1 protein-coding gene is annotated in these 578 nt (G+C 63.0%); it reads left to right on the forward strand.

Going from position 1 to position 578, the window contains the following annotated elements; all coding sequences use genetic code 11:
- Positions 1–115 precede the first annotated feature (115 nt).
- On the forward strand, positions 116–578 hold a 463-nt coding region (locus X744_RS0139265), incomplete at its 3' end, for an NAD(P)-binding domain-containing protein (RefSeq protein ID WP_031261564.1).

Genomic DNA, 578 nt, shown 5'->3' on the forward strand with positions numbered 1-578 from the left:
GTCCCGGCTACACAATTGGGCGAGGCGGTTGACGCGGGCCTGTAGGGCCGTCAATCATTCAAGCAACAATGAGCGCAAGCTCGAAAACACCAGATCCGAAAGCAGGGAAGAAACGATGGAAAAAGCCGAAATCGGCCTGATCGGCCTTGGCACTATGGGCTCCAACCTGGCGCTGAACATCGCCGAGCACGGGCACCGCATCGCCGTCTTCAACCGCACAAGGGCCCGCACCGACGCTTTCGTCGAGAATTCCGGTGCGCTCAGGGACATGGTCGTCCCCTGCTACAGCCTTGAGGAACTCGCCGCCGCGATACGGCCGCCGCGCCCGATCATCATCATGGTGCTGGCCGGCAAGCCGGTCGACGAGCAGCTCGAAGCGCTGCGTGGCGTGCTGTCCGACAACGATATCGTCATCGATGCCGGCAATGCCAATTTCCGCGATACGATGCGGCGCTTCTCCGAGCTCTCTGGCTCGGGTTTGACCTTCATCGGCATGGGTGTCTCCGGCGGCGAGGAGGGCGCGCGCCACGGACCCTCGATCATGGTCGGCGGCACGGAAGACTCCTGGAAGCGCGTAG

The sequence above is a fragment of the Mesorhizobium sp. LNHC252B00 genome (assembly GCF_000502955.1).
GTDB lineage: Bacteria > Pseudomonadota > Alphaproteobacteria > Rhizobiales > Rhizobiaceae > Mesorhizobium.